Source organism: Agromyces tardus (assembly GCF_003710805.1).
GTDB lineage: Bacteria > Actinomycetota > Actinomycetes > Actinomycetales > Microbacteriaceae > Agromyces > Agromyces tardus.
The window spans coordinates 14,258-31,209 of record NZ_RHHB01000039.1 but is presented as its reverse complement, the minus strand read 5'-3'; the positions used below and the strand labels follow the sequence as shown (position 1 = coordinate 31,209).

Below are 16,952 nucleotides of genomic sequence, written 5' to 3'. Positions count from 1 at the left end.
CGGCGGCGGGGGCGGCGACGACGAACGCCTCGACGGCCGCGTCGCGGCCGAGCGCCGTGGCGGAGGCGCCCCGCGCGCGCAGCAGCACGGTCTCGCCGCGCCGCTCCGTGCCGAGCAGGGCCGCGAGGCGCAGGAGCGAGATCGCGCCGGCGACGCCCAGCAGGAGCAGCGGCAGTGGGGCGACCGCACGCATCGCCCCGATGCCGGCGGCGAGCTCCGCGAGCGTGTCGTCGAGTGCGCCCGAGCGGATGATGCCGTCGCCGCCGAGCGCGGCCTCGTCGCGCAGCGCCGGTTCGACGCGTGCCGACGCGGCAGCGAGCGCGACGGCGCTGTCGGGCGTCGCCGCGTCGGCGTCGGGCAGCGCGGTCCACCGTGCGAACGCGGTGGCCTCGAGGCCCGCCACGACGTCGTCGGCGACGAGGAACGGACCGGCGCCCCCGTCGGCGACGCCGCCGGCGACGAGCGGGTCGCCCATCCACGCGGGGTCGCCGGCCGCGGCGGGCTCCCACGTGCCGACGACCACGAGGCGGATGCCGCCGAGCTCGAGCACCGAGCCCGGCGCCACGCCGGTCGCGGCCGCGGCGTCGGCCTGCACCGTGGCCGGAACGGCTCCGGGACCGGCCGCCGTCGCGGCATCCGCCGCCCCCGGGTCGTCGTGCCATATGCCGTCCACGAGCTGCGCCCGGTGCGGTGCGGCGGGGTCGGCGAGCAGCACGGCTCCCACGTCGGCGCCGTCGGCCTGCAGGGGGCGCCCGTCGGCGGTGGCCGCGACGGGCAGCGTCTGCACGCTGCGCTCCCAGATGGCCCCCGACGGCAGCAGCAGCCGGTCGAGCAGCTGCGCCGCGGCATCCGACTGCGCATCGGGATCGTCGTCGAGGCGCGTCTGCCAGCGGAGCGACCCGTCGGCGCCGGACGCGGCCGCCAGGCCCGCCCGCACGGCGTCGACGGGCGCGGCGAGGAGCAGCCCGCCCACGATCGTGCCGAGGCCCGCGAGCACGACGGCGACCGCCGCGATGCCGGCCAGCACGCCGGCGCGCGCGCGTCCGCGCGCCACCAGCAAGCGTGCCGCGGCCACGCGACCTCCTCATCGTCCGGGTCGCGCGCGTGCGGGGGTGCGCAGGGTGAAGGAAGGGTCCGGGCATCCGGGCGAGCGACGGGTCGAGTCAGCGTATCCAGAGATGGGTCTTGCATGCCAGATCCCTCGACCTATAGCCTGTAGGGCTGGCTTCCCGGGGAACCATCCGGAGCCGAACGAGTTCGTGACCACGACGCAGGAGGACATCATGCAGACAGCCGACATCATCGCCCGCGACGCCGCGGCGTTCGGCGCTGTCCTCCCGACGGCCTCTCCGATCACGTACGTCGCCGGGTAGCGACCCGAGCCCTCACGCGCCGGCCCCGGCCGGCTGACTCCATCCCGCGGGGGATCCCCCGTAGTCATGGCGCGCGGAATCCCGCGCGCTCCATCGACGTTCTCCACCGACGAGGCCGGCCGCAGCCGACCCCGTCGCGGCATTCGGAAGGATTCGGCGTGTCCGCTGAGCCCCAACACCAACATCCGCCCCACGCGCAGCGCATCGGAACGGTGCGCGCCCTGCTGCGCCTGCGCGAGTACGCGCGTCCGGCCCTGCCCTGGATCGGCCTCGGCATGCTCGCGTCGCTCTCGGCGCAGCTCGTCGCCCTGTCGATCCCGCAGGTGCTGCAGTCGATCGTCGACGGTCCGCTGACCGACGGCGACGCGGCATCCGTCGTGCCCCTCGCGCTGCTCGTGCTCGGGCTCGGCGTGCTCGAGGCGGTGCTCATCGCCCTGCGCCGCTGGTTCGTGCTCACGCCCGGCACCCGCGTCGAGGCGAGCATGCGCAACGCGCTGTACGCGAAGCTCGAGGACCTGCCGGTGAGCTTCCACGACCGCTGGCCGAGCGGCCAGCTGCTCTCGCGCGCCGTGAGCGACCTCAACATCATCCGCCGGTGGCTGTCGTTCGGCCTCGTGCTGCTCGTCGTGAACCTCGTCGTGATCGTGATCGGCATCGGCATCCTCGTCTCGATGAACTGGATGCTGGGACTCGTGTTCCTCGTGGCATCCGTGCCGCTGTGGATCGTGGGCTACCGCTTCGAGGGCCGGTACTCGGAGGTGTCGCGCCGCAGCCAGGACCAGGCGGGCGACCTCGCCACCGCGGTCGAGGAGTCGGTGCACGGCATCCGCGTGCTCAAGGCGTTCGGGCGCGGCAAGCACGCGCTCTCGACGTTCCGCGCGCAGGCCGAGACGCTGCGGTCGACCGAGATCGAGAAGGCGCGCCTCGACGCGAGCATCTGGACGTGGCTCATCGTCGTGCCCGCCGCGGCGCTCTCGGTGTGCCTCGTGCTCGGCGTCTGGCTCGCGTCGCAGGGCGTGCTCACGGTGGGCGAGCTCGTGGCGTTCTTCGCGACCGCCGCCGTGCTCGCGTGGCCGATCGAGTCGATCGGCTTCCTGCTCGCGTTCTCGCTCGACGCGCGCACCGCCACCGACCGCTTCTTCGACATCCTCGACACCCGCAACGAGATCACCGACCCCGAGCGGCCGGTCTCGGTCGAGCGCCCCCGCGGCGAGCTCGTCTTCAGCGACGTGCACTTCCGCTACCAGGACGCGCCCGACCGCTTCGACGACCTGCTCGACGGCGTCGACCTCGAGGTGCGTCCCGGCGAGACGATGGCGCTCGTGGGCCTGACCGGCAGCGGCAAGACCACCATGACGGCGCTCACCACGCGCCTCTACGACGTCACCGCCGGCTCGATCACGCTCGACGGCGTCGACATCCGCGCGCTCAGCCGCGAGGAGCTGCGCACGCACATCGCGATGGCGTTCGAGGACGCGACCCTGTTCAGCGCGTCGGTGCGCGACAACGTGCTGCTCGGGCGTCCCGAGCTGACGGGCGACGGCGGGGCGGATGCCGCGGGCACGGCCGATGCCGCGGGCGACGGGCCGCACGAGGCATCCGGCGACCCCGAGGTGCTCGCGGAGGCCGAGCGCGTGCTCGCCGAGGCGCTGCGCATCGCGCAGGCCGGCTTCGTGTACGGGCTGCCCGACGGCGTCGACACCAAGGTCGGCGAGGAGGGCATGAGCCTGTCGGGCGGCCAGCGCCAGCGGCTCGCGCTCGCCCGCGCGGTCGCGGCGAAGCCGGCGGTGCTCGTGCTCGACGACCCGCTGTCGGCGCTCGACGTGTCGACCGAGGCGAAGGTCGAGGCGGAGCTCCGCTCGGTGCTCGCCTCGACGACCGCGCTCATCGTGGCGCACCGCCCGTCGACGGTGATGCTCGCCGACCGCGTCGCCCTGCTCGAGTACGGACGCATCACCGCCGTGGGCACCCACTCCGAGCTGCTGCGCGAGAGCGAGCACTACCGCTTCGTGATCTCGTCGCTCGAGGACGAGGAGCGCCGGCAGGCGACCGCGGCATCCGACCGCGTCGGCCGCGCCCCGCGAGACGGGCGGCGCGACGACGCCGAGGCGATCGCCGCCGCGATGGCCGACGACGGCGAGCGGGCGGATGCCGCGGCATCCGCCCTGCGAGAACTGACCGAACCCGACCTCGACGAACGAGGTCTGACCGACCGAGAGGGGGTGGCCCGATGAGCGTCACCGGTGTGGCGGGCGAGGAACGCCACGACTTCACGAAGGACGAATCGCAGCAGATCCGCGCGCGTTCGCTGCGGCTGCTCGGATCGCTGCTGCGACCCGTGCGGGCACGCCTGTGGCTGACGATGGCGATCGTCGTCGTCTCCACGGCCGCGCAGGTCGCCGGGCCGGCGCTCATCGCGTACGGCATCGACACGGGGCTGCCCGCGCTCACGCAGGGCGACTGGATGCCGGTCGGCCTCGCCGGCCTCGCGTACCTGTTCACGGGGATCGTGGGCGCGTTCCTCATCGCCTGGTACATCCGCCTCTCGGCGCGCATCAGCCAGGCGGTGCTGCTCGACCTGCGCACGCGCATCTTCCTGCACACGCAGAAGCTGTCGCTCGAGTTCCACGAGTCGTACACCTCGGGGCGCATCATCTCGCGGCAGACGAGCGACCTCGACGCGATCCGCGAACTGCTCGACGAGGGCATCAACCAGCTCGTGCGCGGCGTGCTGTACATGGCGTTCACGGGCATCGCCCTCGTCGTGCTCGACCCCGTGTCGGGGCTCGTGCTCGTCGGCGCGCTCGTGCCGCTCGTGATCCTCACGCGCTGGTTCCAGCAGCGCTCGCAGGCGCTGTTCCGGCGCTCGCGGGTGGCCTCGGCGAAGCTCATCGTGCAGTTCGTCGAGACCATGACGGGCATCCGGGCGGTGCAGGCGTTCCGCACCGAGCGGCGCAACCAGAAGGAGTTCGGGCGGCTCGTCGAGGACTACCGCGACGTCAACGCGCGCGTCATCCAGCTGTTCGGCATCTACGACCCCGGGCTCATCCTCATCGGAAACGCGACCGTCGCGGTCGTGCTGCTGGTGGGCGGGTTCCGGGTGATCGACGGCGGCCTCGCGATCGGCGTGCTGCTCGCGACGCTGCTCTACACGCGGCGGTTCTTCGACCCGATGGAGGACATGGCGATGTTCTACAACGGGTACCAGTCCGCGGCATCCGCGCTCGAGAAGATCTCGGGCGTGCTCGAGGAGCAGCCGAGCGTGCCCGACCCCGCGCGGCCCGTCGACCTGTGGAAGGCCGACGGCACCGTGCGCTTCGAGCGCGTGGAGTTCGCGTACACGCCCGAGCGCGTCATCCTGCCGCGGTTCGACCTCACGATCCCGGCCGGCCAGACGGTCGCGCTCGTGGGCTCGACGGGAGCCGGCAAGTCGACCCTCGCGAAGCTCATTGCGCGGTTCTACGACCCGAGCGACGGCGTCGTGGAACTCGACGGGGTCGACCTGCGGCAGCTGCACCCGAAGGACCTGCGTCGCGCGATCGTCATGGTCACGCAGGAGGCGTACCTCTTCTCGGGATCGGTGGCCGACAACATCGCGCTCGGCAAGCCCGACGCGACCTTCGACGAGATCGTCGCAGCGGCCCGCGCGGTGGGCGCCCACGAGTTCATCGAGGGCCTGCCGAACGGGTACGACACCGACGTGAACAAGCGCGGCGGACGGGTCAGCGCCGGGCAGCGCCAGCTCATCTCGTTCGCGCGCGCGTTCCTCGCCGACCCGGCCGTGCTGATCCTCGACGAGGCCACGTCGTCGCTCGACATCCCGAGCGAGCGCGCCGTGCAGGAGGGGCTGCAGTCGCTCCTGGCCGACCGCACCGCCGTGATCATCGCGCACCGCCTCTCGACGGTCGCGATCGCCGACCGGGTGCTCGTCATGGAGCACGGCCGCATCGTCGAGGACGGCTCGCCCGCCGAGCTCATCGGGGGCACGGGCCGGTTCGCGGCGATGCACGCCGCGTGGCGCGACTCGCTCGTGTGACCGGGTGAGGTGGGGGCGGAGCCCACGAGCAGCGGGGCGGATGCCGCGGGCCGGGTGCCTGCGTCATCCGCCCTGCGTCATCCGCCCGCGTGGCTCAGTGCCCCACGACCACGACGGGCGTCGGCGCGATGCCGTTGAACCCCGTCGCGGTGGCCCACGTGTAGGCGCCCATCATGGGACTCACGAGGAGGTCGCCGCCGCCGAGCGGCGGCAGCGGCAGCCCGCGGGCGATCACGTCGACGCTGTCGCAGGTCGGTCCGGCGAGGGTGACGGGCACGCGCGTGCGGGTCAGGATGCGGCGCGTGGCGCGCTCGAACGCGTCCTCGCTCGCAGGCTGCGCGCCGAGCTCGGCCGCGGCGAAGATGGGCGCGTGCACGTCCTCGGCGGGGATGTTCGAGTAGGCGCCGTAGACCCCGTCGTCGAGGTAGTGCCAGCGCCCGTCGGGCCGGTCGTTGGTGCCGACCACGCGGGTGACGAGGGTCATCGCGGGCGCCGACACGAAGCGCCCCGGCTCGATGACGACCGCGAGGTGCTCGGGCGCGGCGGCGAGGGCCTCGCGGATGCCGCGGGCGAGCTCGCCGAGCGCCGGCACCGGCTCGTCGTATGCGACCGGGAACCCTCCGCCGAGGTCGAGCAGCTCGAACCGCACGTCGTGCCGCTCCTCGAGCGTGCGCATGAGCTCGAGCGTGCGGGCGATCGCGCGCTTCCAGGGTTCGGCCGAGGTGGTCTGGCTGCCGACGTGGAACGTGAAGCCGCGCACCTTCAGGCGCGAACGCAGGCACAGGTCCACGAGCGCGGCCGCGGCATCCGGTTCCACGCCGAACTTCGACGACAGGTCGGACTTGGCGCCCGGGTTCGGGAACGAGAGCCGCACGAGCACGCCGACGTCGCAGCAGGGGAGGCCCGCGAACTTCGCGACCTCCGAGGGGCTGTCGACGACGAAGGTGCGGATGCCGCGCAGGTACGCGCTCGTGATGTCGGCCACCGTCTTCACGGGGTGGGTGTGCAGGCATCGACCGACCTGCACGCCCTCGCGCTCGAGCAGGTCGAGCTCGCCGCGGGACGCGACCTCGAAGCTCGCCCCGAAGGCGTCGACCGCGCGGATCACGGCGGGGTGGGGCAGCGACTTCGTCGCGAAGTGGATGCGCACGTCGGGCAGCTCGCGACGCAGTTCGAGCAGCTGGGTGGTGACCCGGTCGCGGTCGAGCACGAAGAGCGGCGAACCGTGCTCGCGCACGAGCTCGTGCAGGCGGATGCGGGACGCGTAGGCGGCGAGTTCGCGTCGCACGAGCTCGCGATGCGGAGGGCGTTCCGCGGGTGCGCGGCCCTGGGCGACGGGCCGTCCGTCGCGGGCGAGGCGGCGCGGGCGGGTGGACCCGACGAGCTGGTCGTGGAGTGTCATCGGAGTGCGGCTTCCAGGATGGGCGAGCGGTGGGTGGGTGCGGCTGCGGGTGCGGGTGTGGGTGCGGGTGCGGCTGCGGGTGCGGGTGCGGCATCCGATGGGGCCGGCAGGATGACGCGACGGCCGAGCTCGAACGAGACGATCGCGACGACGTAGAACACGACGTCCGCGAGGAGCTTGCCCACGAGCCACGCGGCGGGGTGACCGCCCCACGCGGCCGGCACGGCGAACATGAGCGCCGGACGCACGAGCACGGTGTCGAGCACCTCGGCGGGTCCGAACTCGGCCGCGAGCGAGCGCAGCTCCAGGCCCGTTGCGAGGAGCGCCCGGCGTGGGCGCGACGGCACGCGCCGCACCCGGTCGGCGGCGAGGTGGGCACGGATGCCGCGGACCGCCGCCAGCGCGTAGTAGCCGACCGTCTCGGCGATCGTCCCGGCCAGCGCCGCGACGACGAGGGAGTCCGTCAGCCCGAACGCGAGCGACGCGCCGAGGAGCGCGCCGAGAGTGCCGAGGAGCTCGAGCGGGAGATACCGCGCGACCCACTCGCGTACCCGACCACGTGCTGCTCCAGACATATCGCCAGCCTCGCGGCCCGGGCGATCGAGCGGATCGGGGCGATCACCGTCTGCGGCTGGGTGCTGGCACTGAATCGTCCGCGAGGGCCCGCGGCGCGCTGAACCGCGTGATGACACCGGGCGAGGCGAGCACGGAGTCCGGCGGCCGCCCCGCGAGGCCCGGGAATCCGCCGGCCGCGAGGAGCTCGTCGTCGAGCTCGAGCAGCTCGGCCCGACGCAGCGGCCACGGCGCGTGCGTGTTGCGCGCCCACGTGGTGCGGCCGCGGCGGGTCTCGTGGAAGCCCCACCGTGCCGTGAGGAAGCGGTCGAGCCCGTCGTCCGCGGCGGCGTCCGACAGCATGCGGGCGCGGACCAGCGTGCGCGGCGGTCGCTCCGGACGGGTCCGGGCGTCGCCGCGGGCGGCGGGCAGGGCGCGGTGCCGCGCGGACCGGTACTCGAGCAGGGTGCCGGCGGAGCGGCCCGCGCCGGGGTCATCCGGTCGCCGGTGCGCACGGATCGACGCCCACTCGTAGGGCAGGCCGAACGCGGCCCGCGCCGCGAGCACCGGAAGCAGGTGCTCGGCCTCGAGCGAACGGAACACGACCCCGCGGTTGCCCTCCGCGTCGACCGAGTAGAGGCGCACGTTGACCTCGGCGAACGTGCCGAGCCACGGCACGGGCGGCAGGGGGAGCGGGCGCGTGCGGGAGAGCACGAACGGGATGAGCCCCACCCACGAGCCGCCGTCGAACTCGTCGGGCCGCGTGCCCGCCGGCAGGAACGGCGCGACCGATGCGCTCGGCACCCGCCAGTGCAGGAAGACGAGGTGGCTCCAGCGCTGCTCCAGGATCGCCCGGCCCGGCAGTGGCGGGGCGATCGTGGTGATCGGCTGGGGCTCCGGCACGACGCGCTCAGCCGAGCGGCGCGCGCTGCACGCGGTCGTTCGCGTCGGGCAGGTGCCGGCGCAGCTCGGGCAGCCACCAGAGCGCGTTGGCCCACGCGAGGATGAACCCGATCGCGAGGAGGACCTCGCCGACGAGGTCGGGGAGCGCTGCGCCGAGGGCGCTCACGAAGCCCCGCATGAGGAGCAGGCCGACCGCGCCGGCCCCGACGGCGAGCAGGCTCACGGTGATCCAGTTGACGCCGTGCGTGGCGGCGATCTCGCGCGGCGTGCGACCCGGGCGGAGCCAGTCGACGGTGAGGGAGACCGTGACCGCGGCGGCGCCGATCGCGAGCACCACGGGGTTCCACGCCTCGGGAGGTGCGAGCCACGGCACCTGCCCGGCGAAGAGGATCTGCAGCAGGGGCAGCACGCCGCCGAGCAGGCCGAACGCGCCGACGAGCAGCCCCGTGCGGAGGTCGCGGCCGGGGATGGACCCGCGGCGCACGGTGGTGGCCGCGCGCACGGCCAGGGCGGTGAGCACGACGGACACGATCCAGCAGACCACCGCCATGCCGACGTTCACCTCGACGATCGAGATCGTCAACGGGATGAGGCTCGCGAGCGCCGCGGCGGCCATGCGCAGGGTCGGGCCCCACGCGCGCCCGGATGCCGCGGCGACGTCGTCGGCGATCGGGCCGTCGAGCAGGCTCGCCACCGCCGACCACCGCCCCCGCGCCCACACGATCCCGCCCACGAGGATGCCGAGGAACGCGAACACGGTGACGATCGCGACCCAGACGGCGGCGCCCGTCACCCCGACCGGGGCCCACGTGAGCAGCCACAGCACGGCGGCGATGAATCCCGACACGAGCGCGAGGCGCGGCGGATCGAGCAGGGTCGGGACCAGCACGAGCACGGGCCGCAGCACCGCGAGGAGCGTGTACGCGACGATGCCCATCATGAGGCTCACGGGCTGCACGATCACCCGGTCGAGCAGCCGCACCGTGCGCGAGGCGATCGCGAAGCGGTACGACGGCGCGAGGTTCACGATGGTGTCGGTGCCGGCGCGCAGCCGCGTCCTGCGGGTCGCCGCGGCATCCGACTCGCGGGGCTCGTCGAGCGGCGACAGGCCGCCCGCGTGCGTCTCGGGCCTGTCGGCGTCCTCGAGTGCGGCGTCCTGCAGCACGTGGATCGCGGCATCCACGTCGATCTCGTCGGGTGCGAGCGCGTCGAAGAACCGGGCGAGGCCGGCGGCCGCATCGAGGCGGCCCCACCACCAGTCGTTGATGCGCCACTCGCGCGAGAGGAAGCCGAGGAAGTTGCCGAACCCGTATCCGGCGAGCTTCGTCTGCCGGTCGATCACCACGCGGGAGGACGCGGTGCGCACGAGCTCGGCCACGTCGGCGGGCGACGTGCCCGGTCGCCGCAGGGCGGCCTGCAGCAGCGCGTGCCACCGGTCGGTGGCGAGCGTCGAGAAGCTCGACGGCGCGTCGGGTTCCTCGTCGACCCCGATCGCCCAGTAGCGCACGTGCGACAGTGCCGGGGGGATGCCGCTCGAGTGGTACAGCGGAGGCAGGTCGGCCGCGGTGAGCGACGCGGGCGCGGCGGCGAGGGGACGCCACGCCGAGGCCGACCAGTTGGGCGCGGTCACCAGCCCGTCCGCGATCTCCTGCTCGACGCGCCGGCTCGCGAGCCGGAGCTGGGCCACCGCCAGGTCGAGCTTCGCCCAGTACTCGGCGGTGCGCACGCGGGCGACCCCGGTGACCCACGTGTCGATCCACGCGTCGAAGTCCTCGGTGCGCGGCGTCTCGCGGCGCGCGGCGACGGCATCGCTCCGCAGGAGGACGCTCGCGGTGAGCCGGTCTCGCGCGTCGGTCGCGAAGCGCAGCGACGCGTACGCGACCTCGCGCACGTCGGGGAACGCGAGCCCCCGGCGGCTGCCCCGCTCGGGCACCGACTCGACCGCGCGCGTCCAGCCGAGCACGCAGTTGGCCGCGTCGGCGAGGGCCGTGATCGACCGGGCGGATGCCGCGGGGTGCCGCTCGGCCTCGAGCGCGAAGCGGCGCATCGCCGCCTGCGTGAGGCCCGCGAGCTCGACCCGCTCGATCGGGCGGTACCGGCGTCGCTCGGGCAGCAGCGTGTTCAGCTGCCAGAGGCTCGGGGCCGAGATGGCCTCCGCGAGGTGGTCGGCCACGATGGGCCCGAGCGAGCGCACGTAGACGCGCGTGCGCTCGTCCGACGTGTCGGGGGCGGCGAGCGCCGCGGCGACGAGGGGAGCCGCGCCCTGCAGGCGGGCGGCCGCGACCGACCGCTCGGCGTTGAACTCCTCCAGGTCGGCGACCTCGCGACTGACGGACTCCTTGCGGAACTGGCGCGAGAGCATCGCCCCGATGGCGCGGAAGAACCGTGACGCGTTCGCGTCCCAGCCCACGGTGCCGCCGAGCGGCGGGTCGGGCTCCGGGTCGAGGAAGAGCATCGCCCGGTCCGCCCGCCGCTCCGACGAGCGCGTGCGGGCCGCGCGGAGCGCGCGGTCGATCGGCACGTTGTCGAACACGGCGCCGTCGACGATCCGGTACGGGGTGCCGGGCTGCTCGCGGTGGGACGCGAAGGCGAAGCCCATGCTGCGGAGCGCCGGCTCGGCCGACGCCGCCCCGGCGTCGCCCGCGTCGCCGCCGTCGGCGGCGGCATCCGCGGTGGCCGGCCTCGCGTCGAGGTCGACGACCGCGCCGTTGTAGGAGTCGACGTAGGCGGGCTCGAAGCCGCCCGGCAGCGACGACGTGGAGCGGGCCGCCAGCGCCAGGCGGTCGAGGTTCGCGAGGTCGAAGGCGCGCTGCTCCGGGTCGTCGTCGGCGCGGCTGGGCACGAGGTTGTCGAGCCGGTGCTCGTCGCTGCCCACGAAGTGGAAGTGGCCGCGGCCCTCGTGGGCGCCCTCCTCGAACTCGTCGCCGCCGTCGATCACGGTGGCCGAGAGGTCGACGCCCGTGTACGACGCGACGAGGTCGGGGTGCCGGTCGTCGGTGTCGTAGATCTCGGTGAGCGTGCGCAGGGTCTGCGACCGGAAGTAGCCCTCGCCCTGCATGAGCGCGAGGATGCCGCGCGAGCCCGGCGGGTGCAGGAGTCCCCAGAAGCCGCCGACCCGGCCCCAGGTCTCGAGCAGGCGCTCGAGGCCCGTGCCCGCGCGCCGCGCGACCGCGTAGACGACCGCGTTCAGCCCGCCGGCGCTCGCGCCCGCGAGCAGGTCGAACTCGACGCGGTCGTACCCGGCCGCGTCGAGCATGCGGGCGTAGGTCTCGAGGCGGGCGAGCGTCGCGGGCGACGGGGGCGACCCGGGCGTGACGGGCACGAGCGCGAGCGTCTCGCCGTCGACGTCGTACAGGCGGATGCGGCGGAGCAGGTCGAGCTCGGAGACCACGCCGCCGATCCACACCGCGAGGCTCACCCCGCCCCGCATGGCGAGCGCGACCCGGAGCGTGCGGTTGAACGAGGGCGACGCGCCGGGGTGACGCGCGACCACCGCGTCGACGCGTTCGTCGGGCCGCACGACCACGACGCGCAGGGGCCGCGTCGACGTCGTGACCGGTGCGGATGCGGCTACGGGCACGTCGCTGCTGGCCATGGTGCTCCTCGCTGGGGCCGGCGCGGGCGGCGCCGTCGGGTTCCGCGCGCTGGGCAGGGTGCGCGGTCCCTCCAGCGTGGCACGACCCGAGCGGATCGCGCATCAGGGTGTCCCCAGAACTGGGACCACGCGGGTACCCGCGTCGCGCGGTAGCCTCACGATGGGCGGCGTGTTGACGTCGATGGATCACGCACGCCTTCGAGATGGAGGTGCGATGTCCGAGCCCGATCGGCCAGCAGCATTGCGCGTGGCGATCGCCGACGACGCACTGCTCCTTCGCGAGGGGATCGCCAAGGTGCTCGAAGACGGGGGCATCGAGGTCGTGGCGTCCGTGGGCACCGCCGACGAGCTCCTCGAGGCCGTTCGCGACCTCGACCTCGACGCCGCGGTGCTCGACATCCGGATGCCGCCGACCCATCGCGACGAGGGGATCGTGGCGCTCGAGCAGCTCCGCGCCGGCGGCGACCAGATGGGCGTGCTCCTCCTCTCGATGTACGCAACGCCCGAATACGCGCTGCGGGTCATGGGAGCCGGGAGCGGAACGGGGTACCTGCTCAAGGAGCGCGTCTCCGAGCCGCAGACGCTCGTGCGCGCCGTCGAGACGGTCGCCTCCGGCGGCTCCGTCGTCGACCCCGAGGTCGTCGAGCAGCTCGTGCACCGCACCCGCGCCGACGACCCGCTCGCCCGGCTCACCGAGCGCGAGCGATCGGTGCTCGAGCTCATGGCGCAGGGCTACTCCAACGGCGGCATCGCCCAGACCCTCTTCCTCGGCCTCAAGACGGTCGAGACGCACGTGCGCAGCATCCTGCAGAAGCTCGACCTCGAGGAGTCGCCGGAGCACCACCGTCGCGTGCTGGCGGTGCTCACGCTCCTCGGCGCGAGGTGATGCGGCGGTGATGGCGCCCGGCCGCCGTGGCCGGATCGCACGCCGCAGCGTGCTCATCGGCGCGGTCATCGCGGCGAGCCTGCTCATGGAGATCAGCGGGTTCCTGGCGAGTGCGCCGGGCGCGCACCAGGAGGTGTCGTACGCGACGGTCCACGCGATGGTGCCGATCGTGTTCGCGGCCTGCGCGGGGGTGGCGTGGGCGATCGGGCCGACCGACGTGCCCGCGCGGCTCATGGTGGCGTTCCCCCTGCTGTGGATCCCGCAGACGTTCTACGTCGTCATCGAGGACCTGGGCTGGCTCTGGCCGCTGTTCCGCGGCGTCGACCTCGGCTGGGCGGTGCTCACCGGCATCCTCGTGCTCGTCTACCCGCGGGGCGGGCTCGCCGACCGCACGGATCGCTGGATCGCGGGCATCGCGATCGTCGCGAGCGTCGTCAACTTCGGCGCGGTGCTGCTCCTGGCCACCCCTTCCGCGGTGCCCTGCGACTGCGTGCCGAACGTCTACCAGGTCGCCGACCTCCCCACGGTCTTCGGGCTCGTCGACGTCGGCTACCGGATCGTGGGGGTCGGACTCGCGCTCGTCATCGCCGGGCGGCTGCTCGTGCGCTGGGTGCGGGGGAGCGTGCCGGCCCGTACGGCCGCGTTCCTCATGCCGGCGGCGCTGTTCGCCTGGGCCACGACCCTCGCCGTGCAGGCGCTCACGTACGCGGCGGCGGTCAACACCGACATCGTGCTGACGACGATCTCGCTCTTCGCGATCGCCTCGGTTCCCGTGTGCTTCGTCGCGGGCATCGCCCACGTGCGCAACATGCGATCCCGCGTCGCCGACCTCATGCGCATCACGCGCGAGGGCGCCGACCGCGGCCTCTGGGCGGAGTCGCTCGCGCGCACCCTGCGCGACGACTCGGTGCGGGTCTACTGGTGGGACGAGGAGCGTGGCCGGTACGCGGATGCCGCGGGCGTGCCCATCGACTCGGCCGAGACCGATCCGCGCAGCGGCCACAGCATCCTGCCCGTCTCCTCGCCCACGGGGAATCCGATCGCGCTCATCCGCCACGACCGCGTGCTCACCGACAACATGCGCCTGCTCGACGGCGTCTCGAGCGCACTGCGACTCTCGGTCGACAACGGCCGGCTCCGCTCCGAGATCGAGCGCACCCTCGAGCAGGTCAGGCAGTCCCGCCAGCGCATCGTGGAGGCGGGCGTCGAGGCCCGGCGCCGCATCGAGCGCGACCTGCACGACGGCGCGCAGCAGCAGCTCGTCTCCGTGGGGATGCGACTGCGCGTCGCCTCGAACCAGGCGCGCGAGCTCGGCGACACCGCGCTCGCCGAGGAGATCGAGGAGACCATCGGGGTGCTGAACCAGGCGCTCAAGGAGCTCCGCGAGCTCGCGCACGGCATCCACCCGAGCCTGCTCTCGTCGGGCGGCCTGTCGCTCGCGGTCCCCGAGCTCGCCGGGCGCTGCACCGTGCCGATCGAGGTCGACGTGCAGGCCGAGGGCCGGCTGCCCGAGCTCGTGGAGTCGACCGCCTACTTCGCCGTCGCCGAGTCCCTCGCGAACGTCGCCAAGCACTCGCACGCCACCCGTGGCTGGGTGCGGGCGCACGTCGAGGGCGACGAGCTCGTGCTCGTGGTGCGCGACAACGGGCTGGGCGGGGCATCGCTCGACGCGGGCTCGGGCATGCTCGGCATCGCCGACCGCGTCGACGCGGTCGGCGGATCGCTCGAGCTCGAGAGCCCGCCCGGCGCGGGCACGACGATCACCGTGCGGATGCCGCTCGGCGGCGCGCTCGGCGACGCGTGACGACCTGCCGCCCGGCCTTCCTGTGCCCGGACACCGCGCAGGGCGCATGCGGCTACGGCCGCCAGCGGCAACGGGCGAGCTCGATGCGGTAGCCGTCCTCGTCGTCGACGGGCCGGATCGGCACGCCCTCGGCCACGTAGTGCCGGCGCGCGGCCTCCGCGTGGCCCGACGGCGGCCGGCCGCCCGCGCGCACCACGCGCCACCACGGCACGTCGGAGCCGTGGCGCGCCATCACCTGGCCGACGGCACGGGCGCCGCGCGATCCGAGGAGCGCCGCGACGTCGCCGTAGGTCGCCACGTGGCCGGGCGGGATGTCGTCGACCACGGCGAGCACCGCCGCGACGAATCCCTCGCCGTGCTGCGGCATCCGCTCGTCGTCAGCCCTTGAGCTGGAGGGCGCCGATGACGTCGCCGTACTGCGTCTCGCCGACGTCGCGGAAGCCGATGCGGTGGAAGAACTCGCCCGGGCCGCCCTCCCCGGGCTCCCAGAGCACGGTGATGCGGTCGAACCCGCGGCTCTTGGCCTCCTCGGCGAGCGCGTGGGCGAGGAAGCGGCCGACGCCCTTGCCCTGCGCCTCGGCGTCGACGTTGATGCGCCAGATGCAGGCGCGGAACTCCTCGTGCACGTTCTCGGGGTCGAAGTTGCCGTGGATGAAGCCCACGACCTTCTCGCCGTTCAGCGCGACGCGCTGCCAGGCGGTGGCGGGGTTCACGACCGAGGACTCGGCGGCGTAGGTGACCGGGGCGATGAACTGTTCCTGGCCGGGCTTCAGCGACAGGTTGTTCGCGGCCACGATGTTCGTCGCGTTCAGTTCTTCAAGTCGCAGCTCAGCCATACAGGCGAGCCTAACCGTTCACGGTGTGCAGCAGGTAGGGGCTGCGGATCCTGTGGAGGAGAAGTGGGGACACGCGGCCGGCGCGCGCCGATTTGTCTCGATATCGAGATATCCCGGCGAGGCGGTAAGCTTTCAGGCGGCGTGTCCGCCCGCCTCCGAGATTTCCTCGCTTCCCGCCAATACACCCAAGGAGACCGCCTCTTGTCCAAGATCAAGGTTGAAGGCACCGTCGTCGAGCTCGACGGCGACGAGATGACCCGCATCATCTGGCAGGCCATCAAGGACCAGCTGATCCACCCGTACCTCGACGTGAACCTCGAGTACTACGACCTGTCGATCCAGAAGCGCGACGAGACCGACGACCAGATCACGATCGACGCGGCGCACGCCATCCAGAAGCACGGCGTCGGCGTGAAGTGCGCGACGATCACGCCCGACGAGGCGCGCGTCGAGGAGTTCGGCCTCAAGAAGATGTGGCGTTCGCCCAACGGCACCATCCGCAACATCCTCGGCGGCGTGATCTTCCGCGAGCCGATCATCATCTCCAACATCCCGCGCCTCGTCCCGGGCTGGAACAAGCCGATCATCGTCGGCCGTCATGCCTTCGGCGACCAGTACCGCGCCACCGACTTCCGTTTCGACGGCCCCGGCACGCTCACGATGACCTTCACGCCGGCCGACGGCTCCGAGCCGCAGCAGTTCGAGGTCTTCCAGGCCCCGAGCTCGGGCGTCGCCATGGGCATGTACAACCTCGACGACTCGATCCGCGACTTCGCCCGCGCCTCGCTCAACTACGGCCTCTCGCGCAACTACCCCGTCTACCTCTCGACGAAGAACACGATCCTCAAGGCCTACGACGGCCGCTTCAAGGACCTGTTCCAGGAGATCTTCGACGCCGAGTTCAAGGAGGCGTTCGACGCCGCCGGCCTCACCTACGAGCACCGCCTCATCGACGACATGGTCGCCGCCTCGCTCAAGTGGGAGGGCGGCTACGTCTGGGCGTGCAAGAACTACGACGGCGACGTGCAGTCCGACACCGTGGCGCAGGGCTTCGGCTCGCTCGGCCTCATGACGAGCGTGCTCGCCACGCCCGACGGCAAGGTCGTCGAGGCCGAGGCGGCCCACGGCACGGTGACCCGGCACTACCGCCAGCACCAGCAGGGCAAGCCCACCTCGACGAACCCGATCGCCTCGATCTACGCCTGGACGCGCGGCCTCGCGCACCGCGGCAAGCTCGACGGCAACCAGGAGCTCATCGACTTCTCGCACACGCTCGAGGACGTGGTCATCAAGACCGTCGAGTCGGGCGCCATGACGAAGGACCTCGCGCTGCTCGTCGGCCCCGAGCAGCCCTACCAGACCACCGAGGAGTTCCTCGCGACCCTGGCGGCGAACCTCGAGGCGCGCATCGCCGCGTAACCCGCGTCGAACGAGGGGCTCGGATGCCACGGCATCCGGCCCCTTCGCCGTCACGAGAGCATGAGGACCGGGTCGCCGGCGCGGCGCGGCGTCCTGTTTCCGTGGTGGCGGCGGCGTGTCGTCCTGTTCCCGAGACGCGCATGCGG

General features: G+C 73.3%; 11 protein-coding genes and 1 pseudogene. 5 read left to right on the top strand and 7 right to left on the bottom strand.

Annotation, left to right across the window (positions count from 1 at the left end; all coding sequences use genetic code 11):
* A pseudogene (locus EDM22_RS14995) lies at window positions 1-1,075 on the bottom strand (hypothetical protein); the annotation flags it as partial.
* A gap of 456 nt (window positions 1,076-1,531) precedes the next feature.
* On the opposite strand from EDM22_RS14995, the gene EDM22_RS14990 reads away from it, so the two are divergent.
* Entirely contained in the window at window positions 1,532-3,607 is a 2,076-nt protein-coding gene (locus tag EDM22_RS14990; protein ID WP_245989437.1) for an ABC transporter ATP-binding protein, read from the top strand.
* The gene (locus EDM22_RS14985) at window positions 3,604-5,409 is read left to right on the top strand and encodes an ABC transporter ATP-binding protein (RefSeq protein WP_122937891.1); all 1,806 of its coding nucleotides are present in this window, start codon (window positions 3,604-3,606) and stop codon (window positions 5,407-5,409) included. Before EDM22_RS14990 ends, EDM22_RS14985 begins: the two co-directional genes overlap by 4 nt.
* A gap of 94 nt (window positions 5,410-5,503) precedes the next feature.
* Here EDM22_RS14985 and EDM22_RS14980 read toward each other — a convergent pair whose 3' ends face one another.
* Genes EDM22_RS14980 through EDM22_RS14965 form a run of 4 tightly spaced genes read right to left on the bottom strand, consistent with a single transcriptional unit; the run spans window position 5,504 to window position 11,861 of the window.
* The gene (locus EDM22_RS14980) at window positions 5,504-6,811 is read right to left on the bottom strand and encodes a type III PLP-dependent enzyme domain-containing protein (protein WP_122937890.1); all 1,308 of its coding nucleotides are present in this window, start codon (window positions 6,809-6,811) and stop codon (window positions 5,504-5,506) included.
* Window positions 6,808-7,386 carry a hypothetical protein gene (locus EDM22_RS19670; RefSeq protein ID WP_170964157.1) on the bottom strand — a complete coding sequence of 193 codons (579 nt, stop codon included), beginning with the start codon at window positions 7,384-7,386 and terminating at the stop codon, window positions 6,808-6,810. Before EDM22_RS19670 ends, EDM22_RS14980 begins: the two co-directional genes overlap by 4 nt.
* Before the next feature lie 43 nt (window positions 7,387-7,429).
* Entirely contained in the window at window positions 7,430-8,266 is an 837-nt protein-coding gene (locus EDM22_RS14970; RefSeq protein ID WP_245989436.1) for a YqjF family protein, read from the bottom strand.
* Between the two features lie 7 nt (window positions 8,267-8,273).
* Complete coding sequence (locus EDM22_RS14965) at window positions 8,274-11,861, bottom strand: DUF3376 domain-containing protein (protein WP_122937888.1); 3,588 nt, start codon at window positions 11,859-11,861, stop codon at window positions 8,274-8,276.
* 214 nt (window positions 11,862-12,075) lie between these two features.
* On the opposite strand from EDM22_RS14965, the gene EDM22_RS14960 reads away from it, so the two are divergent.
* Both EDM22_RS14960 and EDM22_RS14955 read left to right on the top strand, forming a co-directional pair.
* Complete coding sequence (locus EDM22_RS14960; protein WP_170964156.1) at window positions 12,076-12,747, top strand: response regulator; 672 nt, start codon at window positions 12,076-12,078, stop codon at window positions 12,745-12,747.
* A gap of 10 nt (window positions 12,748-12,757) precedes the next feature.
* Window positions 12,758-14,551 carry a sensor histidine kinase gene (locus EDM22_RS14955; protein WP_122937886.1) on the top strand — a complete coding sequence of 598 codons (1,794 nt, stop codon included), beginning with the start codon at window positions 12,758-12,760 and terminating at the stop codon, window positions 14,549-14,551.
* Window positions 14,552-14,603: 52 nt separating this feature from the next.
* Here EDM22_RS14955 and EDM22_RS14950 read toward each other — a convergent pair whose 3' ends face one another.
* Both EDM22_RS14950 and EDM22_RS14945 read right to left on the bottom strand, forming a co-directional pair.
* Window positions 14,604-14,918: an MGMT family protein gene (locus tag EDM22_RS14950; RefSeq protein WP_122937885.1), complete on the bottom strand. Its 315-nt coding sequence runs from the start codon at window positions 14,916-14,918 to the stop codon at window positions 14,604-14,606.
* A gap of 10 nt (window positions 14,919-14,928) precedes the next feature.
* Window positions 14,929-15,387, bottom strand: a complete 459-nt coding sequence (locus EDM22_RS14945; RefSeq protein ID WP_122937884.1) for a GNAT family N-acetyltransferase — start codon at window positions 15,385-15,387, stop codon at window positions 14,929-14,931.
* 201 nt (window positions 15,388-15,588) lie between these two features.
* Here EDM22_RS14945 and EDM22_RS14940 point away from each other — a divergent pair, with 201 nt between their 5' ends.
* Entirely contained in the window at window positions 15,589-16,806 is a 1,218-nt protein-coding gene (locus tag EDM22_RS14940) for an NADP-dependent isocitrate dehydrogenase (protein ID WP_122937883.1), read from the top strand.
* The last annotated feature ends 146 nt before the right edge of the window (window positions 16,807-16,952 follow it).